This window comes from Rhodococcus sp. WWJCD1 (assembly GCF_002258735.1).
GTDB lineage: Bacteria > Actinomycetota > Actinomycetes > Mycobacteriales > Mycobacteriaceae > Rhodococcoides.
Map to the genome: position 1 here is coordinate 467661 of NZ_NOXY01000012.1, position 18289 is coordinate 485949.

General features: G+C 63.6%; 18 protein-coding genes, 3 tRNA genes and 1 pseudogene. 10 read left to right on the top strand and 12 right to left on the bottom strand.

The window, feature by feature from the left end; translation table 11 throughout:
- Positions 1-88: 88 nt before the first annotated feature.
- Positions 89-1981 (top strand): glycosyltransferase, encoded by a 1893-nt coding sequence (locus CH286_RS09910; protein WP_080734488.1) that lies wholly within the window; start codon positions 89-91, stop codon positions 1979-1981.
- Here CH286_RS09910 and CH286_RS09915 read toward each other — a convergent pair whose 3' ends face one another.
- The 5 genes from CH286_RS09915 to CH286_RS09935 are packed head-to-tail and all read right to left on the bottom strand — an operon-like array spanning position 1982 to position 6132.
- Entirely contained in the window at positions 1982-2845 is an 864-nt protein-coding gene (locus CH286_RS09915) for a TylF/MycF/NovP-related O-methyltransferase (protein ID WP_032405132.1), read from the bottom strand.
- A gap of 51 nt (positions 2846-2896) precedes the next feature.
- Positions 2897-3808, bottom strand: a complete 912-nt coding sequence (gene glfT1 / locus CH286_RS09920; RefSeq protein WP_176458197.1) for a galactofuranosyltransferase GlfT1 — start codon at positions 3806-3808, stop codon at positions 2897-2899.
- Positions 3792-4592, bottom strand: coding sequence for a galactan export ABC transporter ATP-binding subunit Wzt/RfbE (gene wzt, locus CH286_RS09925; RefSeq protein ID WP_170944878.1), 801 nt, complete (start codon positions 4590-4592; stop codon positions 3792-3794). The genes glfT1 and wzt overlap by 17 nt, the downstream gene beginning before the upstream one ends.
- A 16-nt stretch (positions 4593-4608) precedes the next feature.
- Entirely contained in the window at positions 4609-5490 is an 882-nt protein-coding gene (wzm, locus tag CH286_RS09930; protein ID WP_032381189.1) for a galactan export ABC transporter permease subunit Wzm/RfbD, read from the bottom strand.
- A gap of 60 nt (positions 5491-5550) precedes the next feature.
- Positions 5551-6132, bottom strand: a complete 582-nt coding sequence (locus CH286_RS09935; protein ID WP_037152883.1) for a bacterial proteasome activator family protein — start codon at positions 6130-6132, stop codon at positions 5551-5553.
- A gap of 217 nt (positions 6133-6349) precedes the next feature.
- On the opposite strand from CH286_RS09935, the gene CH286_RS09940 reads away from it, so the two are divergent.
- Entirely contained in the window at positions 6350-7555 is a 1206-nt protein-coding gene (locus tag CH286_RS09940) for a cysteine desulfurase-like protein (protein ID WP_037152886.1), read from the top strand.
- Between the two features lie 71 nt (positions 7556-7626).
- Here the strand turns inward: CH286_RS09940 and CH286_RS09945 are convergent, their stop codons facing one another.
- Both CH286_RS09945 and mgrA read right to left on the bottom strand, forming a co-directional pair.
- Positions 7627-8616 carry an NAD(P)H-quinone oxidoreductase gene (locus CH286_RS09945; protein WP_094609123.1) on the bottom strand — a complete coding sequence of 330 codons (990 nt, stop codon included), beginning with the start codon at positions 8614-8616 and terminating at the stop codon, positions 7627-7629.
- Between the two features lie 35 nt (positions 8617-8651).
- Positions 8652-9686, bottom strand: a complete 1035-nt coding sequence (gene mgrA / locus CH286_RS09950) for an L-glyceraldehyde 3-phosphate reductase (RefSeq protein ID WP_032405138.1) — start codon at positions 9684-9686, stop codon at positions 8652-8654.
- A gap of 77 nt (positions 9687-9763) precedes the next feature.
- Here mgrA and CH286_RS09955 point away from each other — a divergent pair, with 77 nt between their 5' ends.
- The 3 genes from CH286_RS09955 (at position 9764) to CH286_RS09965 (ending at position 11347) form a co-directional block, all read left to right on the top strand.
- On the top strand, positions 9764-10276 hold the full coding sequence (locus CH286_RS09955) for a MarR family winged helix-turn-helix transcriptional regulator (protein WP_441347109.1): 513 nt from the start codon (positions 9764-9766) through the stop codon (positions 10274-10276).
- A gap of 45 nt (positions 10277-10321) precedes the next feature.
- Positions 10322-10411 (top strand) — tRNA-Ser (locus CH286_RS09960).
- A 123-nt stretch (positions 10412-10534) separates the two neighbouring features.
- Positions 10535-11347, top strand: coding sequence for a formate/nitrite transporter family protein (locus CH286_RS09965; RefSeq protein WP_032405139.1), 813 nt, complete (start codon positions 10535-10537; stop codon positions 11345-11347).
- Positions 11348-11363: 16 nt separating this feature from the next.
- Here CH286_RS09965 and CH286_RS09970 read toward each other — a convergent pair whose 3' ends face one another.
- Together CH286_RS09970 and CH286_RS09975 are read right to left on the bottom strand one after the other, a co-directional pair.
- Entirely contained in the window at positions 11364-12287 is a 924-nt protein-coding gene (locus CH286_RS09970; protein WP_176458198.1) for a pseudouridine synthase, read from the bottom strand.
- A gap of 78 nt (positions 12288-12365) precedes the next feature.
- Complete coding sequence (locus CH286_RS09975; RefSeq protein ID WP_094609072.1) at positions 12366-12698, bottom strand: excalibur calcium-binding domain-containing protein; 333 nt, start codon at positions 12696-12698, stop codon at positions 12366-12368.
- A gap of 145 nt (positions 12699-12843) precedes the next feature.
- On the opposite strand from CH286_RS09975, the gene CH286_RS09980 reads away from it, so the two are divergent.
- Entirely contained in the window at positions 12844-13047 is a 204-nt protein-coding gene (locus CH286_RS09980) for a DUF3072 domain-containing protein (protein ID WP_032381115.1), read from the top strand.
- 292 nt (positions 13048-13339) lie between these two features.
- On the top strand, positions 13340-14386 hold the full coding sequence (locus CH286_RS09985) for an alpha/beta hydrolase (RefSeq protein ID WP_037152970.1): 1047 nt from the start codon (positions 13340-13342) through the stop codon (positions 14384-14386).
- Here CH286_RS09985 and hisC read toward each other — a convergent pair.
- A complete protein-coding gene (hisC, locus tag CH286_RS09990; RefSeq protein ID WP_441347110.1) occupies positions 14375-15439 on the bottom strand; it encodes a histidinol-phosphate transaminase in 1065 nt (354 codons plus the stop codon). The two genes, CH286_RS09985 and hisC, sit on opposite strands and share 12 nt — an antisense overlap.
- A gap of 84 nt (positions 15440-15523) precedes the next feature.
- On the opposite strand from hisC, the gene CH286_RS09995 reads away from it, so the two are divergent.
- The 3 genes from CH286_RS09995 to CH286_RS10005 all read left to right on the top strand — a co-directional run bounded on the left by CH286_RS09995 (position 15524) and on the right by CH286_RS10005 (position 16624).
- Positions 15524-16288: a dienelactone hydrolase family protein gene (locus CH286_RS09995; protein WP_032405142.1), complete on the top strand. Its 765-nt coding sequence runs from the start codon at positions 15524-15526 to the stop codon at positions 16286-16288.
- A 123-nt stretch (positions 16289-16411) separates the two neighbouring features.
- Positions 16412-16501: transfer RNA gene (locus tag CH286_RS10000), tRNA-Ser, on the top strand.
- Positions 16502-16551: 50 nt separating this feature from the next.
- Positions 16552-16624, top strand: a tRNA-Arg gene (locus CH286_RS10005).
- A 301-nt stretch (positions 16625-16925) separates the two neighbouring features.
- Here the strand turns inward: CH286_RS10005 and CH286_RS10010 are convergent.
- Complete coding sequence (locus tag CH286_RS10010; protein WP_094609073.1) at positions 16926-18116, bottom strand: acetyl-CoA C-acetyltransferase; 1191 nt, start codon at positions 18114-18116, stop codon at positions 16926-16928.
- A pseudogene (locus CH286_RS28150) lies at positions 18113-18289 on the bottom strand (succinyl-CoA--3-ketoacid-CoA transferase); the annotation flags it as partial. The pseudogene CH286_RS28150 and the gene CH286_RS10010, both read right to left, overlap by 4 nt.

Sequence of the window (18289 nt, forward strand, 5' to 3'; positions counted from 1 at the left end):
CCGCGGGCTGTGCAACCATGGTCAGTGGTCTTCTTCTCTCCACGGCCGCACAGAGCCACTACTCGAACTGGATGGGGTATTTCTCGGTATGGACGGCACTGCTCTCGATCGTCTCGGCTCCGCATCGGATGTGTCCGCTTCTTCCGGCGGTGACGGCCGGTCCGAGCTGACTGTTCAGAGACTTCTGTTCGACGGCCCGTCGCCCCTGGTCAGTGCCGATATGTACAGCTCCGTCGGCAAGGGCAATGCCGAGCGCACCCGCACCGGCGCGCGGATCGGCAAGCGCAGCGTGCTGCACACGAACAGCTATTTCGGACGGTTCCCGGCCAGCTACTGGCAGCGGTGGACCTCGGTCACCGAGGTGGTCTTCCAGGCGAACGTCTCCGGTGCCGGCCGAGTCGATCTGGTTGCGACCGACTACAAGGGCCACGAGCGCACGATGGCCAGCACGACGGTGGACTCCGCGAACGCGTCGACTCAGTTGGCCGTTCCGGTGGCCACCACGCAGTTCCTCGACGGCGGCGCGCTGTACGTCCGCTTCACCACGACGTCGAGTGAGTTGTCGGTGCAGGACGCGGAGTGGACCGTCGCCGCTCCCGAGAAGCTGCGACCCACGTCGGTAGTGATCTGCACGTTCAACCGCGCCGACGACTGCGCCAACACCGTTGCCGCGATGGCGGACGACCCGATTGCGCTGCTCGGTGTCGACAACGTCTACGTGATCGATCAGGGCACCGATCAGGTGCAGACGCGGGAGAAGTTCCAACGCGTGGCGGCCGAGCTCGGCGACAAACTCGTCTACATCACCCAGCCCAATCTCGGCGGCGCAGGCGGGTTCACCCGTGGCCTGTACGAGGTGCAGGGCAAGGGCGGCGATCCGGCCAACGTGATCTTCATGGACGACGACGTGCTGTGCGAGCCCGAGGCAATCGTCCGCATGAACTCGTTCGCCAACATGACCATCGAGCCCGCCATCATCGGCGCGCAGATGCTGTACCTGCTCCACCCCGACCGTGTGCACGTCGGTGCCGAGGTGGCGAACCTGCAGAAGCTCGAAGCCGGAATCCACGTCAAGAACGCGATCTCGGACAAGAGTGCGTTCAAGCGCAAGCGCCAGCAGGACGTCCGCGTCGACGCCGGATACAACGGCTGGTGGTCGTGCCTCATCCCGTCCGAGATCGTCGGACAGGTGGGGTACCCGTTGCCGCTGTTCTTCCAGTGGGACGACATCGAGTACGGATACCGCTCTCGCGCAAACGGATTCGCCACCGTCACGCTCCCGGGTGCGGCCGTCTGGCACGCCGACTTCGCGTGGAAGGACTGGGACGAGTGGCACCGCTACTTCAACCTGCGCAACGGCATGATCACCGCCGCCCTGCACATCGAACTCGACGGTAAGACGCTCGCGAAGCAACTCTTCACCGACCTGCTTCGTTACCTGGTGTCGATGCAGTACGGCATGGCGTACACGCTGATCAAAGCCGTCGAAGACTTCTTGGCAGGCCCGGACAATCTGCTCGACGGCGGTATGGACGCCGCCGGTTCCATCCGACGCGAACGTGCTGCCTACGGAGAAACGAAGCGGCACAACGCAAACGATGTTCCCGGAGTGCGTCCGGCCGATATGTTCATCACTCCTGCGGGCCCGCACCCGAAGAAGAGCATGGAATTCGCCGTGCTTGCCAAGCGAGTGCTCAATCAGTGGCGCGGGACGGTGAACCCCGGCCCCGTCGCCATCTCGGCCGACGACGCGCACTGGTGGCACGTCTCGCTGTTCTCGCACGCGATCGTCACCGACCGCTCGCAAGAAGGCGTCCGAGTTCGCAAGCGCAACAAGGCACATGCGTCCGAGCTGCTCAAGCGTGGAGTGACCGCACTCAAGCGTCTGCGCACCGAGACGCCGACGGTTGCCGCGTCGTACCGTGCCGCCGTGCCGAAGCTGACGAGCCGAGAGAACTGGGCTCGCCTCTACGGGCAGTAGCTAGTTCGATCGAAGCCTGGGTGCCGTGCGAATCCGTACGACGACCTGTTCGTTGTCGGCGGTGTAGCCGAGGTAATCGAACTCGGTGCCGGTGCGTGCGACGAATTCCGTCCACGCCCGGTACTCGTGGTTGCGCCAGCCGGGGAAATTGAAGTACTCGTCGAACACGATGACGGTGCCCACGGCGAGTCGATCGGCCACCAGATCCAGCACGGTGACCGTCGAGGAGTACAGGTCGGCGTCGAGGTGCAGGAAGGCCAGCTTCTCGTGGTGGCCCTTCAGGAAGCCCGGCAGAGAATCCTCGAACAGTCCCGGCACGATCTGAGCGCCCGGCACTTCGGGGATGCTCTCCTGCTCGAACAGTCCCTTCGGAAAACCGGTACGCCACGTCTCGGGTAGGCCCGAGAACACGTCGAAGCCCGCGACGACGGTGATGTCCTTGCGCGACGCCAACTCCTCGGCGATGATCTCCAGCGTCGTGCCGCTGGCAACACCGAATTCGAGGGCCATGCCGCGGATGGAGACCTCGCCGAGCGCGAAGCGCAGCGTGGCGTGCGGCCGGAGGAAGGTCGGGGCCTGCGGCATCATCTCTTCGGCGAACTCGGCGCTCTGCGCGGCAGCTTCGACGTCGGAGGCATAGGGGATGTCGCGACGCATGCGCATCTCGAGACCGCGGATGAAGGCGTGCAGGTCGTCGATCTCACGACGCTGGCGTTCGAGGACGTCGAGCAATTTCGCCTGCTGGTCACTGGTCTGCTCGGCCAGCTGCGCCGTCTGCTTCTCCAGAACCTCGCCGATTGCCCGCTGCAGCTTTTCCCGCGCCGACGACTTGATGCGATCCGCGAGCTTCCGAGGTTCCGTCATGGGCACACGGTAGCGGTATCACGTGGGTGCGCGCACCCCTTGGAGGCAGCGTCAGGGTCGGCGGAAGTGTTCCCGACGCCCCAGCCCGCGCAGCCGGAACCACTCGGCCAGTCCCTTCGGGTTGCGAGTGGTGATCAGGAAGAACCAAGTGAACCGAATCCACTCCTGCGGCAACAGCTTTCGCATGCCGGGCTGCGACATCAGGTAACCACGGTTGCGGTAGGTGAAGTACCGCTTGGTCGCATCCTCCGGGTACTGCGTGTGCATTCGTCCACCGAGGATCGGCTTGAACTCCTCGGCCCCGTTGGGGTGGACGTAGGCGGTGGTGAGGCACGTGCCGAACTTCAGACCCGAGCGTTGCAGCCGACGATGCACTTCCACCTCGTCGCCACGCACGAACAGCCGCAGATCGGGCACGCCCACCGCATCGATCGTCGACGCCTTGAACAGCGCGCCGTTGAACAGCGACGCAATGCCCTCCAGGAGATCGTCGTTCGGATTCTCCGGGTCGATCAACTCCGATCGCAGCCGACGCCACTCGACGCCGCGGCGGAGCGGAAACGCCAGCCGATCCGGATCGTCGATGTCGCACACGACAGGGGAGACCTCGTCGAGGCCGTGGGCGAGGGCGCAGTCGTACAGAGTCTCGAGCACCCTCGGGCCCTCGGGGCGGCCGTCGTCGTCGGCGAGAAACACCCAATCCGCACCGAGCGAGAGCGCGTACAGAATGCCGAGGGCAAACCCGCCCGCGCCGCCGAGATTGTGCCGCGAGCCGAGGTACGTCGTCGGCAGGGCCGTCGACTCCACCAACTCGCGGACAGCGGGCTCGTCGGCGTTGTCGACGACGACCAGGTGATCGAGCGGACGGGTCTGAGCACCGATCACGTCCAACGACAAAGCCAGCAACTCACGACGCTTGTGCGTGACGATGACCCCGACAATCTTGTCAGGCACCGGCTGCATCTTCCCGCTCGATCTCTTTCAAGATCTGCGCGACGTGGTCTCCCGCGTCGTCGCCGTCGTACGCCCGCACCACTTCCTCGATGCCGCCCTGCTGCCGTACCTGGCCGTGATCGATCCACATCGCGGTATCGCACAACTGAGCCAGGAATTCGTTGGAGTGGCTGGCGAACACCAGGATTCCCGAGCGCTTCACCAACTGCTGCAGCCGATGACGCGCCTTCTTCATGAACTCCGCGTCGACGGCCCCGATGCCCTCGTCGAGCAGCAGAATCTCCGGATCGATGCTGGTGACCACGCCCATCGCGACACGCACCCGCATACCCGTCGAGTAGGTACGCAGCGGCATGTCCAGGTAGTCGCCGAGTTCGGTGAAGTCGGCGATCTCGTCCATCTTCGCGAGCATCTGCTTGCGCGTCTGGCCGAGGAACAGGCCACGAATGATGATGTTCTCGTAGCCGGAGATCTCCGGGTCCATACCGACGCCCAGATCGAACACCGGCGCGACGCGGCCGCGGATGGTGGCGCTGCCACGCGTCGGCTCGTAGATGCCCGAGAGCAGTCGCAGCAGCGTCGACTTGCCCGCGCCGTTGTGACCCACCAGACCGACGCGATCGCCGTCCTTCAGGTTCATCGTGATGTTCTTGAGTGCTTCGACGACGACGACGTCGGAGGAGTTGCGGTCGATGGCACCGCCGGCCTTACCGAGGAATGCCTTCTTCAGCGACCGCGTCTTGGCGTCGAAGATCGGAAAGTCGACGCATGCGTCATGGGTACTGATGCTGATGGACAACTGCTGACCCCTAAACCCAGTAGGGCACGCGGGCCCGGTACTTCTTGAGAGCGAGAATGGCCAGCGCCCAGCCGACGACGGTGAAGCCGAGCACGATGTACCAGTGGTACGCCTGCTGATCCTCGCCGATCAGCGGGGCGCGGATGATGTCGAGGTAGTGGAACAGCGGGTTGATCTCGACGAGCTTGGCGCGATTCGCGGCCTCGCCGCCCATTTGCTGCAGGCCCGAGGTGGTCCACACGATCGGCGTCATGAAGAACATCAGCGTCACGAAGCTGCCGAGAATCGGGGCGATGTCGCGGTAGCGGGTGGCGATGATGCCGAACAGGATGGACACCCACACGGCGTTGAGCAAGATCAGCACCAGCGCCGGGATCGCGAAGATCACGGTCCAGTGCAGCCCACCCTCGGGCCAGAAGATCGCGATGATGATCACGTAGATCAGCATGTTGTGGCCGAGCAGCAGCAGTTGACGCCACACCAGGCGATACACGTGCACACTGAGCGCGCTCGGCAGCTGCTTGATCAGACCCTCGTTCGCGACGAAGACGTCTCCGCCTTCGAGAATCGCGGCACTGATCAGGTTCCAGATGATCAGACCGACGGTGACGTGCGGCAGGAACGAGCGCAGGTCGATGTCCAGCAGTACCGAATACAACAGGCCCATGGCGATGGCCTGCACGCCGGTGGCGATGGTGATCCAGAACGGGCCGATCACCGACCGTCGATAACGCTGTTTGATGTCCTGCCAGCCGAGATGAAGCCACAGTTCGCGCTGATTGAAACCGGTTCGCAGATCGCCGAACGCGCGCCGATAAGTCTGTGAGTCCGAAACCGGAGCAGGCATCTGTTCTCCTGCCTCGCTCTCGGGATCCTTCGCTGGTGCCGACACGACGGTCGACACTACCCGTCGAAACGCCCTGGCTCATTCCGCAGGCTTCACTCGCACCTTCTACAGGTACTGGCCGGTACCGCTTCCACTGTGGCCGCTACCCGGGGTGCCCATCACACCGGGAGGCAACGCGCCCTGTCGCATCTGTTCCAGTTGGGCACGGGCGGCCATCTGCTGCGCGAACAGTGCCGTCTGGATGCCATGGAACAGTCCTTCGAGCCAGCCGACGAGCTGCGCCTGCGCAATCCGCAGTTCCGCGTCGGTGGGGATGACGTCGTCCCCGAAGGGCAGCACCAGACGCTCGAGCTCGTCGCGCAGTTCCGGCGCGAGTCCCTGTTCGAGTTCGTGGATCGACGACTTGTGGATTTCCTTCAGACGCGTCCGGCTGGCGTCGTCGAGCGGCGCGGCGCGCACTTCCTCGAGCAGCTGCTTGATCATCGTGCCGATGCGCATCACCTTCGCGGGCTGCTCGACCATCTCCGACAGGCCCGACCCGTCGTCCGAATCTTCGTTCGCCGACGATCCGGCGGCGCGGGCGGCTGCGGCCGTCGCTTCCTCGCGGCTCAGGGCGAGCGGTTCTCCGTTGGGGCCGATCACAACGACGTGGTCATCGGGGGCACTGTTCGACTCGGATTGGGTCATGTATCCATCTTTACCCGTCGCTCGTCGTTGCGCGATCGTCCGGGGCGATTATCCTGGTTCGGTCGTCGGGAACAGTAGTTCGTCGAGAAAACAACAGGGGCTCGTCGAAAAAATGTAGAAGACAGGGAGGGATCGAGCGTGCGAAGTGGGCAACCGTTCCCTGGCGAAACGGGACGTGGAACACATGCTTCACCGGTCGGCGCTTAGAGTGTCCGGCATGGGGTACGACGTCGCGCGGGTAAGAGGGTCCATTCCCTCCCTCGGCGACGGGTGGATTCATCTGGACCCTCAGCTGGGGATGTTGATTCCGGATCGGGTGTCCACCGCGGTGTCCACAGCGTTTCGGCACAGCGCGTCCAACCACTCGGCCGGTAATACCGCAGCCAAGCGGAGTGCAGCTCTGCTCGAATCCGCGCGTGTGGCGATTGCCGATCTGGTGGGTGCGTATCCGTCCGGGGTAGTCATCGGACCGGACCGCGCGACGCTGCTGTCGTGGCTCGCCGAGTCCATGAGCTCACGGCTCGGTCTGGGGACCGGGCTGGTGCTCTCGCGTTTGGACGAGGAAGCGAATGTCGCGCCCTGGCTGCGGGTGGCCAGCAGAACCGGCGCCCACGTCAAATGGGCCGAGGTCGAAATCGATACCTGTGAGCTGCCCACGTGGCAGTTCGACGACCTCATCACCTCCACCACCAGGCTCGTCGCGGTCACTGCGGCATCGCCGATCGTCGGCAGCGCACCCGATGTCCGGGTTGCAGCAGATCTGGTGCACGAGGTGGGCGGACTGATCGTCGTCGATGCAGCCGGAGCTGCTCCGTACGCTCACGTCGACATCAAGGAACTCGGGGCCGACGTCGTTGCGATCGATGCTGCGGCGTGGGGTGGCCCGTCCGTCGGCGCGCTGATCTTCCGCGATCCGACCCTGCTGGAACAACTTCCGTCGATGTCGCTCAACCCGTCGGCCAAGGGGCCCGCGCGGCTCGAGGTCAGCAGTCACCAGTACGCGTTGTTGGCCGGTGTGGTGGCCTCCATCGACTACCTTGCCAATCTCGACGACGCCGCAACAGGAACCCGTCGTGAGCGACTCGAGCTCTCGATCGGATCGCTGCAGTACTACCACGACGGGCTCTTCGACTACTTGATGAAGGCGCTGGATTCGCTGGATCACGTCATGGTGCTGGGCAATGCGCCCACGCGGGTCCCCACCGTGAGTTTCACGGTCGAGGGTGTGCCTGCGGTGAAGGTGTCCGAGCAACTCGCGCAGGCCGGAATCGGCAGTGTCAGCGGAGTCCACGGCGGCAGTCGTCTGCTCGATGCACTCGGAGTCAACGACGAGGGTGGTGCCGTCTCCATCGGTCTGGCTCCGTACACCACCCGCTACGAAATCGATCAGCTCGTCAAAGCGCTCACCGCGCTCGCTCTCTAGAGCGGCTTTGCCGCACGTGCACGAAACCTCGTAGCCCACTACGAGGTTCCGCTCACGACCTCAGGCGCACATCACTGGACTCGCAGGATCACTTTCCCGATCGTCTCGGACTCGTCGAGCATCCGATGCCCTTGCGCCGCTTGGGTTATCGCGATCTCGGCGTGTACGACGGCGGTGACGCGCCCCTCGGAGATCAGCGGCCACAGGTGCTCCGTCATGTCCGCGACGATGTTGGCCTTGCTCGACGGTCCGGTCTCGGGGCGCCCGCGCAACCCGGCAGCGTGAACCGATCCGCGCTTGGCGAGGAGTTTGCCGAAGTTCAGCTCTCCCTTCACGCCGCCCTGCATCCCGATGGTGACGACGGTGCCGTCCATGGCCAGGGCGTCGAGATTTCGATCGAGGTACTTCGCTCCCATGTTGTCCAGGATCAGGTCGGCTCCGTGATCCTTTGTCTGTGAACGAATCTCGGTGACGAAGTCCTGGTTCTTGTAGTCGATGAGGATGTCCGCACCGAGATCGGCGCACATGTCCAGCTTGTACTTCGAGCCGGCGGTGACCGCGACGGTGACGCCCATCTGCTTGGCCACTTGGATTGCGTGCGTACCGATTCCGCTACCACCACCGTGGATGAGCAATACCTGGCCCGAGCGCATGTGTCCATCCATCACCAGGTTGGACCACACTGTGGACGCCACCTCCGGAAGTGCCGCTGCCACATGCAGATCGAGCCCTTGCGGAATCGGAAACAGCTGAGTGGCGGGTACTGCGACCTGCTCCGCATAGCCACCGCCGGCCAAGAGTGCGCAGACTCTGTCGCCCACGTTCCACCCGCTGACGCCTTCGCCGAGTTCGGAGATGATGCCCGAGCATTCGAGGCCGAGAATGTCGCTGGCACCAGGGGGCGGCGGGTAGTTGCCTTGACGCTGCATCAGATCGGCACGGTTGATGGCCGTGGCCGAAACGTCGACGATCACCTGCCCGCGGCTCGGACGTGGGTCGGGAACCTCGGTCCATTCCATGACGTCGGGGTCGCCGAATTCTTTCAGTGTGATGGCACGCATGTCTCCATAGTGCGCCACCACTGCCGCAGGCACTCCTACAGGTCCCAGAGGTTGATTCCGAAGTCCTCGGCGTGCTGGTCGATCTGGGCCAGCTCGTCGTCGGTGAAGTCGAGGTTGTCCAGCGCGGCCACGTTGTTCTCCAGCTGTTCGACGCTCGATGCGCCGATCAGGACGGACGTCACCCGCGGGTCGCGCAGGGCCCAGCTCAGCGCGAGCTGTGCGAGGGATTGACCGCGGGCGGCGGCGATGTCGTTCAAAGCCCGAAGGTGTCCGATGTGGTCGTCGGTGAGCCAATCCGGGTTCAACGACTTGCCCTGCGCTGCTCGCGAATCCGCAGGAATACCGTCGAGGTACCTGTCGGTGAGCATGCCCTGCGCCAAGGGAGAGAACGCGATGACGCCTGCGCCGATCGCGTCGAGAGTGCCGAGTAGTTCGGGCTCGATCCAGCGATTGACCATCGAATAGCTGGGCTGGTGAATCAGCAGTGGAACACCCGCGTCGGCGAGCAGGTCCGCCATCTTCTGCGTCCCCTCGGGCTTGTAGGAGCTGATGCCCGCGTACAGGGCCTTGCCCTGCTGAACCGCGCTGATCAGCGCGCCCGCGGTTTCCTCGATCGGGGTGTCGTGGTCGGGACGGTGGCTGTAGAAGATGTCGACGTGGTCCAGGCGCATGCGCGTCAACGATTGGTCCAGCGAAGAGAGCAAATATTTCCGAGAACCACCGAAGCCGTACGGGCCTGGCCACATGTCCCAGCCGGCTTTGCTCGAAATGATCAGCTCGTCGCGATAGCCGGCAAAATCCTCCGAGAAGATGCGACCGAAATTCTTCTCCGCACTGCCGTAGGGCGGGCCGTAGTTGTTGGCCAGATCGAAGTGCGTGATCCCCAGATCGAAGGCGCGACGCAGGATCGCGCGCTGGTTCATCACTGGAACGTCGTCGCCGAAGTTGTGCCACAGTCCCAACGAGATTGCCGGAAGCCTCGGTCCGCGTGATCCCACTTGCCGGAAGTGCATGGACTCGTATCTGTCGGCTGCGGCAACGTACGGCGGTTCGATGTTGGGATCTGTCATAACTCGACCATAGGTCTCGGACTCGAATCGAACATTCAACCAGTGCAAGCTACTCGTCGGTAGATTTCTTGCCTAAGATGTCACGGGTGACGGCCGAACTAGCCATTGGTTCCGGGGGGGACCCGCAGTGGCTCGACACTGCGGAAATGAAAGCATGGCGCGCCTACATGGACGGCGGGCAACGATTGATGGGGGTACTGAACAAGGATCTGCAGGATGGCCACGATCTGTCGATGGCGGAATACCGCATCCTGGTGATGTTGTCCGAATCGGTCGACGGCTCGGTTCGAATGAGCGAGCTGGCCGACGGTGTCCTGTCTTCGAGAAGTCGCCTGACGCATCAGATCAGGCGAATGGAAGTTCAGGACATGGTTACTCGCAGTACCTGCGTCGACGACGGCAGAGGCGTACTCGCGGTGATCACCGAGGAGGGCCGTCGACGATTGGCGGAGGCGGCACCCACCCATGTGCGCAGTGTGCGCCGACATCTCGTCGATCTGCTTTCTCCAGAGGAACTCGAGGTGCTCGGCACCATATTCGAGAAGGTCGACGCAGCGATGGACACCGCGGCGGCGGCACCGCGACGATGAGGGGCGATTGGGACTCGGGCCGCCCAGCCGTTTAAGATCGCACACGGAAGCGTGGCAGAGCGGCCCAATGCACTCGCCTTGAAAGCGAGAGACGTGTAAAAGCGTCCGGGGGTTCAAATCCCTCCGCTTCCGCCACATGTTCGTAGTCGAACCCCGGTCCACCCGCAAGGGTGGGCCGGTTTGTGTCTGTGGACGATCGGCGCCGACACAGACAGCGCCGGCTGGTATCGATCCCGGCTCAGTGGGTACTACCTGCGAATGAGCGAAGAAGCGCGGCGCAACGACGGCGATAACGAGGGCCCTCTGGAAGAGGAACTCGAGGAAAGTTTCGACGCCGTTGTGTCGGAGGGTGCCGAGCGATTGCACCGCACCGTGCGCACAGTCCTGATCACCGGATTCTTCGGCGGGCTCGAAGTCGCTCTGGGTGTGATGGCGTATCTCGCGGTTCTGGACGAGACCGACAGTCATCTACTGGCAGGCCTGGCGTTCGGAATCGGCCTGGTGGCTATCTATCTCGCCCATGGTGAGCTGTTCACCGAGGACTTCCTGATGCCGATCGCGGCAGTGGTGGCCCGCAACGGAACACCGTTGCAGCTGGCGAGGCTGTGGGTCGGGACGTTACTGGCCAATCTGTTGGGCGGTTGGTTCGTGATGTGGTTGATCGCGCACGCGTTTCCGCAGTGGCTCGAGGTGTTGTCCGAGTCGGCACATCATTTCGTCGACGCGCCACTGAATCTTCAGTCGATCTGCCTGGCTGTTCTGGGTGGCAGCACGATGACCCTGCTGACCCGCATGCAGCAGGGAACAACCTCCGACGTCGCACGGATCATCGCCGCGATGGCGGCTGGTTTCCTTCTGGCCGGTCTGCAGTTGTTCCACTCGATTCTCGATTCCCTGCTGATCTTCGGGGCCATCCACGCGGGTGCCGACGTGAGCTATGTCGCCTGGATCGAATGGTTCGGATACACAGTGCTGTTCAACATCATCGGGGGCGTCGTGTTGGTCACCGCGCTGCGCTTGGTGCGCACGAAGGAGCTGGTGAAGTCCGAGCGTGACCGGAATCCCGAGTAGTCAGCGGCGACGGCAGTCAGGGTCTGCCATCCGACACCCAACGCTCCAGGCTCGATCCGGTCTCGAAGCGTCGCACGGATTTGGAAATGGGATCGATGAATTCGATTGCGCTGGCGAGTAATTGAAGAGGAGCGGTGAAATCGTCGACGGCCCGGTTGGTGGCCGTCGGGTAGAGGTCGTCACCGAGGATCGGCAGGCCGAGCGAGTTCATGTGCAGTCGCAGTTGATGGGTGCGGCCGGTCAACGGTGTCAGTCGATAGCGGCCGAGTCCGGCCCGATGGTCCAGGAGTTCGACGGTGGTGTGCGCGTTGGGTTCTCCGGGCACCTCGTGGGCAGTGAATTGCCCTCTCTCCGTAACGATTCGACTGCGGACAATGGTGGGCAAGGTCAGCGTGGGGTCGTACGGAGCGATCGCCTCGTACTCCTTGTGAACCTTTCGATCCTGGAACAGCGTCTGATACGCGCCACGAAGTGCCGGATCGACGACGAACAAGACCAGACCCGCGGTGACGCGGTCGAGTCGGTGCGCGGGCACCAGTTGCGGCAGATCGAGTTCCAGGCGCAGTCGCACCAGCGCGGTCTGCAGGATGTGTCCGCCGCGGGGGATGGTCGGCAGAAAGTGCGGCTTGTCGATCACCAGCAGCGCGTCGTCGCGGTGCACGATCGAGATATCGAACGGCACAACGGTTTCCGTCGGAAGGTCGCGGTGGAACCAGACGGCCTCGCCGGCCACGTACGGCGCGTCGGAGGAGAGGGGACCGGCCATGTCGACGATCTCGCCGGCGTCGAACATGGCGTCGATCCGGTGTGCAGGGATTCGTAACTCGGTCGCCGTCAGGAAGTCGCGGACGGTGCGCCAGGTGCCGTCCTCGGGCATTCGGATACGCGCGGGGTCCAGTCCGTGTCGCTTCGCCAGGGGAGGTTGCTGGCGTCGTCTCACCGAATGAGCGTATCCGCCCGCCGAGATCGCACTTATGCAGGCATTTCGCGATGATCTGCCCGCATAAGTGCGAATTCGCTACTCGCAGCCGATGCCGTCGTTGTCGCGGTCGAGGTGGGGGCCGTAGCCGTACTCGTCGCGGTAGACGGGAGCGGCGCCAGCGTCACGTGCGGCGTCGCAGTTCTTGTACTGGAATCCGCTGGGCTGAGGTGCGGGCGCGGGTGCTCCCTGCGGCGTCGGCGGGGGTGCGAAGGCGGGCGGCGGAGGCAGGATGCAGAACTGAGCCGAGCCGGCTCCGCACAGGAAATCGGTGATCGGGTCGGCGGACGCGACAGCAGGGGCGGCGATCGCGGCTGACGCTGCAATGACACCAGAGATGCCGATCTTGACCAGCAGGTTCTTCGTCTTCATGAGGGTTCCAATCGAGGGGGGTGTGACGTGGAGCATTGCCGGGCGGTCATTGAACTGTCAATGAAGTCATTCGCACGACCTACGGACGCGCCTCCTGAATCACGAACGTGTTTGGAACCCGCCGATTCGGCGTACTTACGAACGTATGAGCGAAAACGAGCAGGTCAACCAGAACCCCGAGAAGGATCCCGACGATTGGGTCACCGGCGACGAGCCGATGACCGGGCCGCAGAAGAGCTACTTGAGCACCCTCGCTCAGGAAGCCGGGCAGGAAGTCCCCGATGATCTGAACAAGGCTCAGGCGTCGGAAATGATCGACAAGTTGCAGGGCGAGACCGGCCGCGGCTGAGTCGACACCACGGAAGTCCACTCGATGTGACATCGACCCCCGAAAAGTCCACCGAATGTCATATCGAGTGCCTCCCGAACGACCGCAAGATTCGGTACATCGGACCAGGTAGACCGTTATATCTTCAGTAGATGTAACAAAGGATTACGCAGACTTTTGTACGCGTTGTTTCGCGGCTACTGTGAGCGGACCCACAGGCTTCGGCGTGTCTGCGTAGCGGTGGGTACGTTGTGTAACGGATGTTGTTTGTGTTGCGCCCGCGAGGGTGCGCCTGGGGAGGATGGCAGATCAGATGCACCGTCGTGTGTTGGCAGTAGCGGGAACTGCTCTGGCAGTTTCCCTGCTGGGGTCGGGTCTCGCCGGGGCGCAGCCGCTGCCCGGTACCGGCAGTTCCGATGGTGGCGGTGCAGTGCCCAGCATGGAGGCCCAGTCCTTGCCGTCGGCTTCGGCGCGAATCGATCGTGTCGACATGCTGACCGACCGCCGCGCTGCGGTGTGGGTCGAGTCGCCTGCCATGGGCCGCGCCATTCAGGTCCAGGTTCTTCTTCCGGCCGCGCAGGCCGTGTCCCGCCCGACGCTCTACATGCTCGACGGTGTGAGTGCAGGCAAGGAATCCGATTACAAGGAAAGCACCTGGACGCAGAAGACCGACATCGTCGATTTCTTCGCGGACAAGCAGGTCAACGTCGTGCTCCCGGTCGGCGGATCGAGCAGCTACTACACCGACTGGAATGTTCCGGATCCAGTGCTCGGTGTGAACAAGTGGGAGACGTTCCTGACGTCGGAACTGCCGCCGCTGATCGATGCGCGCTTCTCCGGTAACGGCACCAACGCTATCGCGGGTGTCTCGATGGGCGCGCAGGCCGCGATGGATCTGATCACGCGTCACCCCAAGCTCTACACCGGCGTCGCCGGCCTGAGCGGTTGCTACGACAATTCGCAGACCAACTTCAAGGACGCGGTGCGCGCTACCGTCGCGACCAACGGCGGAAACGCGTCCAACATGTGGGGCGAGAACACCGATCCTCTGTGGGTGCAGCACGACCCATCCGCCAACGCCGAAGCCCTCCGCGGCAAAGACGTCTACATCTCCGTCGGTACCGGTCTGCCCGGCCCGTACGAACTCGGTCCCGGCGGTAGCGGACCGGAGAGTGCGCTCATGGGCGGGCCGCTCGAGGCCGCCGCGCTGTACTGCACGACAGTGTTCGATACGAGACTGCGCGCGTTGGACATCCCAGCGACAACCGTCTATCGCCCCTACGGAATTCACGGCTGGCCGTACTGGCAGGACGACCTGCGTGAGTCCTGGCCGACGCTCGAACGCGCGCTAGGCCTGTAGGGCGTACTTCAGAAATGCGTCGTTCTCGTGCGGGTCGCCGATGGTGACCCGCACGCCGTCGCTTCCGTAGGCGCGCAGCAGCAAACCCTGTTCGGCTGCAGCCGACGCGAATGCACCGGACCTCTCGGCCAACGGCAGCCACACGAAGTTGGACTGCGATGCGTTGACGTCGAAGCCTCCTCCGACCAGAGCGTCGCGTACGCGGTCGCGTTCGACTATGAGGGCGTCGGTGCGGGCCAGTAGCTCCGCCGAGGCCTCGAGCGACGACAACGCTGCCTGCTGCGCAATCGTGCTGACTGCGAAGGCGATGCGCACCTTGGACAATGCTGTGATCACGTCCGGGTCGGCTACCGCATAGCCCACCCGCAAGCCGGCGAGACCGTACGCCTTCGAGAAGGTGCGCAGCACGATCACGTTGCGTCGTCCACGCGCGAGTTCCACGCCATCGACGTGATCGCCGTCAGCGTCGGGGCGGGTGTACTCGAAGTAGGCCTCGTCCAGTACGACGAGGATGTTCGACGGCACCGCGTCGAGGAAGGCCTCGAGCTCGGCGCGCCGGACGACGGTTCCCGTCGGATTGTTGGGGTTGCACACGAAGATCAGGCGGGTGCGGTCGGTGATGGCCGCGAGCATCGCGTCGAGATCGTGCACGTGGTCTGCGGTCAGTGGAACCTGCACGGGCGTCGCACCAGCAACGCGCGCGATGATCGGGTACGCCTCGAACGAACGCCATGCGAACAGCACCTCGTCGCCGGGGCCACACGTGATCTGAACGACCTCTTGGCACAGTGCAACCGAACCGTTACCTGCCGCCACATTTTCGGTCGCTACTCCGAGCTTCTTCGCCAGGGATTCGACGAGTGCCGTCGCCCGGATGTCGGGGTAGCGGTTGACGCCACCGACGGCCTCGGCGATAGCGGCATGCACGCTGGGCAGCGGGCCCTGCGTTGTTTCGTTGCTCGCCAGCTTGATTGCCCCCGGAAAGCTACGGCCGGGAATGTAAGCGGGGATGGCGTCGAGGTCGGGGCGGATGTGCGCGGTCACGGCTGCCATTATGCGCTCAGGTTCGGGGTTGACTTCTACGCGTCCGTGTTATTGCTGTGCACGACCGGACCGATCGTCCTATCTTCGATAAGTATGTCGGGAATCTTCAGCGACGTCGCAGTCCTTCGGTCCGCCACCGCGCCCACAGTCGGCGCGGACGACGAGGTGGATACGTCCGCGCACGAGTCTCCCCCACGAGAGAAGGTGCCTCTGACGGCCATCGAGCCGGAGGGCACACCGCGCGGCGGAATCGTCGTGCTGCACGAGGCTCGTGAAATTCCCCAGTCTCTGCTCGACCTATTGCGTGCGCTGGCGATGGAAGGCTGGCTCGCCGTCGCCCCGAATCTCTTTCACCGGGGTCACAGCGACGACAAGGAGGTCTTCGGCGACGACCTCTTCGCAGACTTCGACGCCACCTCCGACTGGCTGGTGCAGCGCGGGGTCTATCCCGATTGTGTCGGGGTCATCGGATTCGACGACGCAGGCACAGCAGCTCTGATCGTGGCCACCAGCCGTCCGGTCGGAGCGGCGGTCAGTGTTGCCGCAGCGGGCATCGTCGAACCGCTCAACTCCGATGCGATCGCGTTGGTCGAGGCTGCACCCAAGCTTCAGGCACCCTGGCTCGGTCTCTACGGCGAGGACGACCCGCACACCCCACCGGATCACATCGAGGCCCTTCGCGACGCTGCCACGCGTGCCTCAGTGGCCACGAACATCGTCAGCTATTCGGGTGTGCAGCATCGGGCCGACCATCCCAGGGAGCAACCGGGCAGCAGCGACCACACCGACCCGGCCGAGGCAGCTCTGGTCGATGCTCAGACTCGAATCTTCGATTGGTTCGACAGCTTCATGCGCTGACGAGCAACACGCATCTTCTACGCGAACGCCGTGCGAACCTGAGGCGTCGACCAGCCGTTTTGCCTTCTGGCCTTTGCCGTGTGTAATCTCTTTCCTCGGCGGTCCGAGAGGGCCGGCAGCCTAGGAGGCGTGCCAGAGCGGCCGAATGGGAGTCACTGCTAATGACTTGTCCTTTCACCGGGACCGGAGGTTCAAATCCTCTCGCCTCCGCCACGAACGGTAGATTCTTACCGTTCAGCTAGACCAGTTGGATAACTGAACATGCGCCCGTAGCTCAACGGATAGAGCACTTGACTACGGATCAAGAGGTTAGGGGTTCGAATCCCTTCGGGCGCACAGAAAGAATCCCCTGATCTGCGTACATTTGCAGATCAGGGGATTTTTGTATGTCCTGATGTGCCTCCCACTCAGCACGAGCGATCCTTCCGACAGGGAAAGTGTCGAGCGATTCGGACGACAGCGGGCTGGGGTGGAGGTTGGTTGGTGCTTCGGAACGGGGTCGTCGAAGAGACGGGCTCAAGCCTGTGGATCACTGGACTGGCGAGTCGGTGGTGATACCGCGACGGAGCCAGTTCCAGTTACTGGCTCGAAATCCGTAGTGTCGTGGCTGTTCTGGTCCGCTTCGAGTCCGTGGGGTCTACCTCTTCGGAACGCGCACGATCAGGGCGTCGCCCTGGCCGCCGCCGCCGCACAGAGCGGCCGCTCCGATGCCGCCGCCGCGGCGCTGCAACTCCAGCGCCAGATGCAGTGCGATACGTGCACCGGACATTCCCAGCGGATGCCCGATCGCTATGGCACCGCCGTTGACATTGACCTTGTCCTCGTCGATGCCGAGCTCACGGGTCGAGGCAATACCGACCGCGGCGAAGGCCTCGTTGATCTCGATCAGATCGAGATCCTTCGGGTCGATTCCTTCCTTGGCGCACGCCACTGAGATCGCGCGGGCCGGTTGGGACTGCAGCGACGAATCGGGGCCGGCAACCACACCGTGTGCACCGATCTCGGCGAGCCATTCGAGTCCGAGGCACTCGGCCTTGGACTTGCTCATCACGATCACGGCAGCAGCACCGTCGTTGATCGTCGACGCGTTACCCGCGGTGATGGTTCCGGTCTTCGAGAAGGCCGGACGGAGCTTGGCGAGTGTGTCGGTGGTGGTATCGGCGCGGATGCCTTCGTCCTGACCGAAGACGATCGGATCGCCCTTGCGCTGTGGAATCTTCACTGGAACGACCTCATCGTCGAAGACGCCGTTCTTCCAAGCCGTCGCCGCACGTCGATGAGAGGCCGCCGCGAAGGCGTCCTGCTCCTCACGCGTGCTTGCAACTGCACCGTTGTTGCGAGCGTCGGTGAGCCCACCCATTGCTTGGTCGGTGAAGATGTCGTACAGACCGTCGTACGCGAGGTGGTCCTTCATCGTCACGTCGCCGTACTTGAAGCCTGCGCGGGACTTCTCGAGCACGTGAGGTGCCTGCGTCATCGACTCCTGGCCGCCTGCGACGACGATCTCGAACTCGCCTGCGCGGATGAGCTGATCCGCCAGCGCGATGGCGTCGACTCCGGAGAGGCAGACCTTGTTGATCGTCAGTGCCGGAACATTCATCGGGATCCCGGCGGCGACTGCGGCCTGCCGGGCGGGGATCTGGCCGGCACCTGCGGTGAGGACCTGGCCCATGATCACGTATTCGACGAGCTCGGGTGCGACGCCAGACTTCTCCAGTGCCCCTTTGATCGCGATACCGCCGAGATCGGAACCCGAGAAGTCCTTCAACGATCCGGACAAGCGACCGACCGGGGTTCTCGCCCCGGCAACGATGACAGACGTGGTCATGACAATTCCACTCTCAATTCGGTTCCGGTAGTTGCTTCGACTTCTTCGGTGGTCACGCCGGGTGCCAGTTCCACCAGCTCGAGGGTGCCGTCGCCGACGACGTCGATGACGGCCAAGTTGGTGATGATGCGATCCACGACGCCCTGGCCGGTGAGAGGCAGAGTGCAGGCGTC

Bases quoted from the DNA above. Each gene is read 5' to 3' on its own strand.
- CH286_RS09910 (WP_080734488.1), top strand. From the start codon at position 89: ATGGACGGCACTGCTCTCGATCGTCTCGGCTCCGCATCGGATGTGTCC.
- CH286_RS09915 (WP_032405132.1), bottom strand. From the start codon at position 2,845: ATGACGGAACCTCGGAAGCTCGCGGATCGCATCAAGTCGTCGGCGCGG.
- glfT1 (WP_176458197.1), bottom strand. From the start codon at position 3,808: ATGCAGCCGGTGCCTGACAAGATTGTCGGGGTCATCGTCACGCACAAG.
- CH286_RS09935 (WP_037152883.1), bottom strand. From the start codon at position 6,132: ATGACCCAATCCGAGTCGAACAGTGCCCCCGATGACCACGTCGTTGTG.
- CH286_RS09940 (WP_037152886.1), top strand. From the start codon at position 6,350: ATGGGGTACGACGTCGCGCGGGTAAGAGGGTCCATTCCCTCCCTCGGC.
- CH286_RS09945 (WP_094609123.1), bottom strand. From the start codon at position 8,616: ATGCGTGCCATCACACTGAAAGAATTCGGCGACCCCGACGTCATGGAA.
- mgrA (WP_032405138.1), bottom strand. From the start codon at position 9,686: ATGACAGATCCCAACATCGAACCGCCGTACGTTGCCGCAGCCGACAGA.
- CH286_RS09955 (WP_441347109.1), top strand. From the start codon at position 9,764: ATGTCACGGGTGACGGCCGAACTAGCCATTGGTTCCGGGGGGGACCCG.
- CH286_RS09965 (WP_032405139.1), top strand. From the start codon at position 10,535: ATGAGCGAAGAAGCGCGGCGCAACGACGGCGATAACGAGGGCCCTCTG.
- CH286_RS09975 (WP_094609072.1), bottom strand. From the start codon at position 12,698: ATGAAGACGAAGAACCTGCTGGTCAAGATCGGCATCTCTGGTGTCATT.
- CH286_RS09980 (WP_032381115.1), top strand. From the start codon at position 12,844: ATGAGCGAAAACGAGCAGGTCAACCAGAACCCCGAGAAGGATCCCGAC.
- CH286_RS09985 (WP_037152970.1), top strand. From the start codon at position 13,340: ATGCACCGTCGTGTGTTGGCAGTAGCGGGAACTGCTCTGGCAGTTTCC.
- hisC (WP_441347110.1), bottom strand. From the start codon at position 15,439: ATGGCAGCCGTGACCGCGCACATCCGCCCCGACCTCGACGCCATCCCC.
- CH286_RS09995 (WP_032405142.1), top strand. From the start codon at position 15,524: ATGTCGGGAATCTTCAGCGACGTCGCAGTCCTTCGGTCCGCCACCGCG.
- CH286_RS10010 (WP_094609073.1), bottom strand. From the start codon at position 18,116: ATGACCACGTCTGTCATCGTTGCCGGGGCGAGAACCCCGGTCGGTCGC.